At 61.9% G+C, this 5790-nt stretch carries 5 protein-coding genes; 1 reads left to right on the forward strand and 4 read right to left on the reverse strand.

Translation table 11 applies throughout. The features are described 5' to 3' along the window. The first annotated feature begins 106 nt into the window (after positions 1-106). Positions 107-613, forward strand: a complete 507-nt coding sequence (locus tag P1T08_18060) for an SEC-C domain-containing protein (protein MDF1597983.1) — start codon at positions 107-109, stop codon at positions 611-613. Between the two features lie 236 nt (positions 614-849). Here the strand turns inward: P1T08_18060 and P1T08_18065 are convergent, their stop codons facing one another. The 4 genes from P1T08_18065 to P1T08_18080 form a co-directional block, all read right to left on the reverse strand. Beyond that, entirely contained in the window at positions 850-1977 is a 1128-nt protein-coding gene (locus tag P1T08_18065) for a hypothetical protein (GenBank protein ID MDF1597984.1), read from the reverse strand. Between the two features lie 95 nt (positions 1978-2072). Then, complete coding sequence (locus P1T08_18070) at positions 2073-3155, reverse strand: hypothetical protein (GenBank protein ID MDF1597985.1); 1083 nt, start codon at positions 3153-3155, stop codon at positions 2073-2075. A gap of 622 nt (positions 3156-3777) precedes the next feature. Then, entirely contained in the window at positions 3778-5469 is a 1692-nt protein-coding gene (locus P1T08_18075) for a recombinase family protein (protein ID MDF1597986.1), read from the reverse strand. Further along, positions 5469-5666, reverse strand: coding sequence for a hypothetical protein (locus P1T08_18080; protein ID MDF1597987.1), 198 nt, complete (start codon positions 5664-5666; stop codon positions 5469-5471). Before P1T08_18080 ends, P1T08_18075 begins: the two co-directional genes overlap by 1 nt. Positions 5667-5790 lie beyond the last annotated feature (124 nt).

Here is a 5790-nt window from a genome sequence, read left to right on the forward strand (position 1 = left end):
TCACCGTGGCCATCACCAGTCTCCAAGAGCACCAACCGGCGCTCCCACCCGAAGGTAAACCACTGACAAGTTGCCCGATGTCTACACGTAGACGTGGGAGCCTGTGATGGAACTGGATCGGGGCGTCCTGGCGAGGATCGACCGCAAGCTCCTCGCCGGCCTCGGACAGAACGAGACTGACCGAATGGTCCGCGTGCCGGTGACGGCTTCGAAGTGGTCGACATGGAAGCGCTACTGCGACTCAGCCGGTGTCTCGATGGGCCGTGCCATAGTGACGCTGATCAACCGGGAACTGGCCAGCGTGTTCGGTGATCACACCGGCGATCACCCACCGGTGTTCGCGGAGCAGGCTGAAGAGGAGCTGACCAGACGTCAGGCACAGGTCACCCGCCGAGAACTGGATGCGGCGGCGGCCGAGGAACGGCTACGAGCGTGGAACGAGCGCCTCCACACTTGGGAGGGCGAGCTCGAGGCCCGCGAGCAGCGAGCCGAACTCACAGCCAAGATTCCTGCTCGACCCAGGGAGACGCCGACCAGGGTCAAGCGCAACGAGCGATGCCCGTGCGGTTCGGGCCTCAAGTACAAGCACTGCCACGGCCTGCCCGGTCGGTAGCAGGGCGTGCTTCCAGACGATGTCCTGCCAGCACCGATTGAGTCTCGTATGTTGGTCAAGGGTTTGATCTGGGGTGGCTTGGGACGTGGTGGGAACCTCCCCGGGTATTGCGCAGGCCGATTCCCCTTGGCTCGATGAGGAATCGGTTGGATGTCACTAGGGGCCGAAACCCCAATATCAGCCCTAGCTGCGTGTTTCCCCTCGCGCAGCTGCAGGCGCGCCGCCGGGAGGCTTCCTCATGGTACGGGGCTCTCGGGCACCTCCGTGGATTGGGGGGCAGAGCGAACGTACCGCTCTTGTGCCTCCTGGAAGGGAATCACTGCAATGGAGAACAGTGTCTTGCTGTCTGCCTGGGCGATGAGGTCGTCGAGATGGCTGAGGTTGAGGTTGCTGCTCACGTAGAAGGCCAGTCCTCCGTCGCCGACGCCGATGGCCTCGGAGACGATCTCGGCCGAGATGGTGCCGAGCCACGCCAGCGGTGGGTCACCCACGCGGGCATGCTCCTTCTTGAGCCATATCTCTAGTGTTTGGCCGTTTTCGACGTAGATGGGCAGAAAGGCCAAAGGATGGCTGTAGCGGAGGGGAACGCATTCGTTCCACCCTTGGGTGGGTACTTTGGTGCACACCGAGGCGGGGAACGGCTCCCAGCTCGAGGGCAGTTCGAGTAGCCACCAGACCGCATCTAGTGACTCCATGACTGCGTCGGGGGTGTCGGTGGTCGGATCGATGGCCCGCACGTTCGGGTCGCGTTCCACCCAGGGTATCTCCGGCGTTTGTGTCGGTTCGACGGTAGCGGTACGCCAGTAGGCGGCCTCCACCGAATCCGGATCGAGCACGACCTCCCGCAGGAACTCAGCCGGGGAGTCCCAGCCTCCTTCTTGCGCTATCGACGCTACGACCTCGTTGAAGCCGCGCTTGCAGTCGGACAGGAAGGCCACCGATCCGTCGTCAAACAGCGCGGTCACGTTCTGTGTCCGTCCACTCTCTGACGACACTGGGACGAGGAAGGACGCTCCCATCTCAGCCGCCTCGGTGATCTTGGGTATGACCTTGACCATGAGGGTGATGTGGTCGACGCCCACGGGGCTGCCGAGGCGGGCGGCACCCTCGAGACCGATGTCGATCGTTTCTCTCTCATTGTCTACTGGGCCGGCCTCCTCGAGAGCTGACAGCAGTTTCTCCGCCGAGAACTCAGCCTGCGGAACACCAAACCATTCCGACAGCGGTCGGAAATCGATGAAGACTCCCGGCGGGCAGTCCCCCCAATGCGCCGGGATGGAGACCGGGGCAGCCGAAGTCATCTCCTCCGGCTGTAGCGCCGCCGCCTCCAAGGGAGCAGGCGACGGGTCCAAGGGGGTAGACACATCCGAGATCTCCTCTGCCGGGACCGCACATGCAGAAGCGGAGAGCACGACCAATACCACGATGACAGATGTTGAGGAAAGGTGTTGCCACTTCATCATGACTCCCAGACTCGGGCGTTGTCGATGTCGATCTCCCTGTAGGACCCATCAGCCTTGACACTGCTGTAAATGTAAATCTGGATGTCGTAAGCGTCATATCCAGTCGGCAGGTCCATATCCGGGAAATCGCGATTCACCCAGGATGTCGTGGGGGTGTAGGTGCCCCACGAAGAGTAGTGCCACTGCCCTTCCTGAGCGGTGACAGTGTTCTGGTACCGCCCATTCGGATAGAAACAGCCGGCGACCGGGTTAGCGTAGTCTCTGCCTCTCACTCTCATTCTGACGCTCACGTATCCGGTAGTGGTTCCCGCTGTGTACTTCCGAAGACTCATCCGGGGAGTGAGATCGACCCCTGGTTCTGTGTTGAGCGTCACCGTCTGATAGACGAATGATGTCGACGAGAGCGGCTTCCAGCCGAGAGATCGATACCCGTAATGGGCGGTATCTGTTCGGATCAGCTTGGTGTGTGAGCCGGAGAAACCCCAATACGTGTAGTCGCGTTCGAAACCAATGTTGGAGTGAATGCCAGCCGCGGCTGAGAAGACCTCGAACATCTTCGCCGAGTCGTCTTGGGACAAAGACCTCGTGGTGCCGAAGTCTTGGCACGTTGCCATCAGAGGGAACCGTCCATCGCGAGAGTCATACTGGCCGGTGTGGTCAAAACCCAAGACGTGGCCCATCTCGTGGGCTGCGACATCGCGCAGCCCATTGCCCGATAGACTGTCGTTGACCTCGATCTCCCTCGAATTGCAGTACGTGACACCATTCACGTCATCGTCGCCACCAGGTTCGTCGACCCTATGGATGTTCCATACGCCGGACCCACCTCCCCGGTCAATATCGACAAAGGCCTGGCCCGTATAGTCGCGCGGGACCTCCCAATCGTTGGCACCGGCATCAACCTCGGCACGATGCGCAGCTGTCCAGTCGGTGAAATAGTTGACAAACGCGTAGTCGAACTCGCCGTCGCCACAGAAACCTGCCGTCACGTCATCTAAATCGATACCCGACGCCACCCCAGCGTCAACCGCCAGCACCAAGAGAGCAAACGCCGGTATCAACCGCAGCCATCGTCGCATCTCGCAAACTCCCTCCTTCGCGACTCCAAGCCTGCGGCCCGCCGGGCACGACAGGGCGATATCTCGTCCGCTACGACAAGGAACCGCAGAAACAGAAGCAACCCTGCCAGTCCCCGCATCCACAGACCGCTTTTCGAGTGACCTCCGCGTTCACCGTCGGCGGCCTACTCTCACGATTGCATTCTTGGGCGCGGCATCGCCAGAGGCCTTTGTCACATCACGCGTCCGAATGCTCGACACACGCACATCTAAGACCCAATGGGCAGGGAAGCAGTCCGTCCTCAAGGAGCGGAACCGCGACCAGCGCAACCAGGAGAAGTGCGATCACAGTGGCTCGGGTCGCCCAGCTAGAGAGAAACGCCCGGATGAAGCCATCTTCGATCCAGGCTACAAGCGATCGGGCAGTCAGGTTTGAGGCAGGCCCGGGCCATCCTGTCGGGCGAACATCGATGTGTTCACCTACTCGTTCACAGAGGCAAACATCTTCCAGCCCGACTTCAGTGGGGAGGAACCTTGCTGGAACATCAACGCCTGGCAGGGCACCACGCACCGTAGTAGCCGGGACGGCCACGGGAAGACGAACTCGCTAGGTACCCTCGGCGGCTGGAATACAACGGGCTTCTCAGTCTGACACCAACCATGCCTCCCAGGGGTCGCGTGTACTTGGGGTTGCAGTCACCCCTCCGACACCATCGCTAACTACACGCGGTCGGGACTCGACGAGGACCCGGCCGTCTTGGTGGTAGGTGACGTCGATTCCCATCTCTTCATAGACGGCGGCCTTGTCTGTGGGGTCGGCGGCCGCGAGTGTCGCGGTGATGTCCCGGAGGCTGGCCACTAGAGCTTTGACGTCGTCTTTGGTGAGTCGGGTGGAGGGTTTGTTACCGAGGAACGCTTCGAGGCGCCGGCGTTCCTGAGCGGTCTCAGCAATCCAACGTCCCACGGTTGCTCCAGCCCCTGGTTCGGTGCGGACGATGTTGCGGTAGCTCTCGAGTTCGGCGTCGAGCTTGGCGATCCGCTTCCGAACCTCCTCGCGTCGGGCTTCGGCTTCGGGGTCGGGTCGGGCGGCTTCGGCGAGAGCTTCACAGGTGTCGTCGAGATGGTCGGTGTCGAACAGTTCTCCGAGCCATTCGTCGAGTCCGGGGAGTAACGCTTCCTCTCTCACATAGATCGTGGCGGAATGCCCACTGCGGTCGACCTGGTCGGTTTGGTGGACCTGGCAGCGGTAGTAGGGACGATTGTGGTTCCAACTGCCTTCCATACGTCGGCCGCACTGGCCGCAGCGAATACGACCGGCCAGCATGTAGCGCCTGCCCGCTTTGGGTTTGCGGGTGGAGGTCCGTCGGTTCTTGTGGAACCGCTCCTGGGCTTCGTCCCATTGTTGGCGGGTGATGAGTGGTTCATGGGAGGGTTCGTTCGACCAGATCCAATCGGATGGGTCGTTCCCGCGCATGCGGGTCTCGTGGCCTAGGCCGACGTCCTGTACGTCGATGAGCACTTCGTCGCGTCGTTGCCGGTTCCACACCTGGTATCCGGTGTGGCGGGGATTGTCGAGGATCGCTCGAACCGCAGTGGGTTGCCAGGCCGGGCCGCTCGCCAACCGATGCCGGTTGCGATTCGGGTCTTGAGCAGATGGGGAGAGGATGCCGTCTTTGGTGAGAGACCTGGCGATGGCGTGGATCCCCTTGCCGGCCAGGAAATCGTCGAAGATCCTCTGGACTATCGGAGCGGTGACCGGGTCGGGTTCGAGGCGGCGGAGCTGTTGACCGGTCGCCGCTTTGGCCGGATTGGGGTGCGGGCCGGCGTCGGTCAACACATATCCGTAGGGTGGCCGTCCACCCAGGAAGCGGCCTTCGATGGCAGCTTGGGCGGCCATAGCGGTGCGGACCCGGGTTTTGATGCGGTTGCGTTCGCCTTTGCTCATTCCCCCGTAGAGGCTCATGACGATCTCGTGGGCGTCGGAGCCGGGATCGACGGCACCTCCGACTTCGGGCACCCACAGTCCCACCCCGTAGTGGACGAAGACGGGGAAGGTGAGGCCGAACTGGTTGCCGTAGAACGCTCGTTGCGGTTCGCCGATCACGACTGCTTGGAACCCACGATCAGGATCGCGGAGAACCTCAAGAAGCCGTGAAGATTCGGGGCGACGTGACCAGGGGAGGGAGCGGGACTGACCCACGTCGAAGAACTCGGTGACGATTTCACCGCCGGCCGGTTCGATGAGTTGGCGGGCTCGGGTGAGCTGCCAGTTGCGGGACGATTCTGGGTCTTGTTGGTCTTCGGTGGAGACCCTGCCGTAGAACGCAAACCTCATCACGAATCCGAGCGTACCCGACGGGCATCCGGGTGGGTGGCATTCGTTATGTCGTTCCGCTCCGCCGCTCGCAGCAGGATCCGCAGCAGAACTCCAGCTGCGGCCGGGTTGAGAACCGGGGGACCGGTGGTTTCCAAGGCGACCCCGACCGGTGTTCTCGACAGCCGGTGGATACCTGTTTCGCCAGTGGCTTCCATACCCACAGGCTGCGACACAACCCTGTCAGCAGAGTGCCGAACACCCTGTTGACCACGCTCATTGAAACTCCCCAGACCTGCTCACTGAAATTCCCCACCTCCTGAGAGGGAATACCCACTGTTG

Source organism: Acidimicrobiia bacterium, assembly GCA_029210695.1.
Classification (GTDB): domain Bacteria; phylum Actinomycetota; class Acidimicrobiia; order Spongiisociales; family JAHEDJ01; genus JAHEDJ01.

Bases quoted from the DNA above. Each gene is read 5' to 3' on its own strand.
- P1T08_18060 (MDF1597983.1), top strand. From the start codon at position 107: ATGGAACTGGATCGGGGCGTCCTGGCGAGGATCGACCGCAAGCTCCTC.
- P1T08_18075 (MDF1597986.1), bottom strand. From the start codon at position 5,469: ATGAGGTTTGCGTTCTACGGCAGGGTCTCCACCGAAGACCAACAAGAC.
- P1T08_18070 (MDF1597985.1), bottom strand. From the start codon at position 3,155: ATGCGACGATGGCTGCGGTTGATACCGGCGTTTGCTCTCTTGGTGCTG.
- P1T08_18080 (MDF1597987.1), bottom strand. From the start codon at position 5,666: ATGGAAGCCACTGGCGAAACAGGTATCCACCGGCTGTCGAGAACACCG.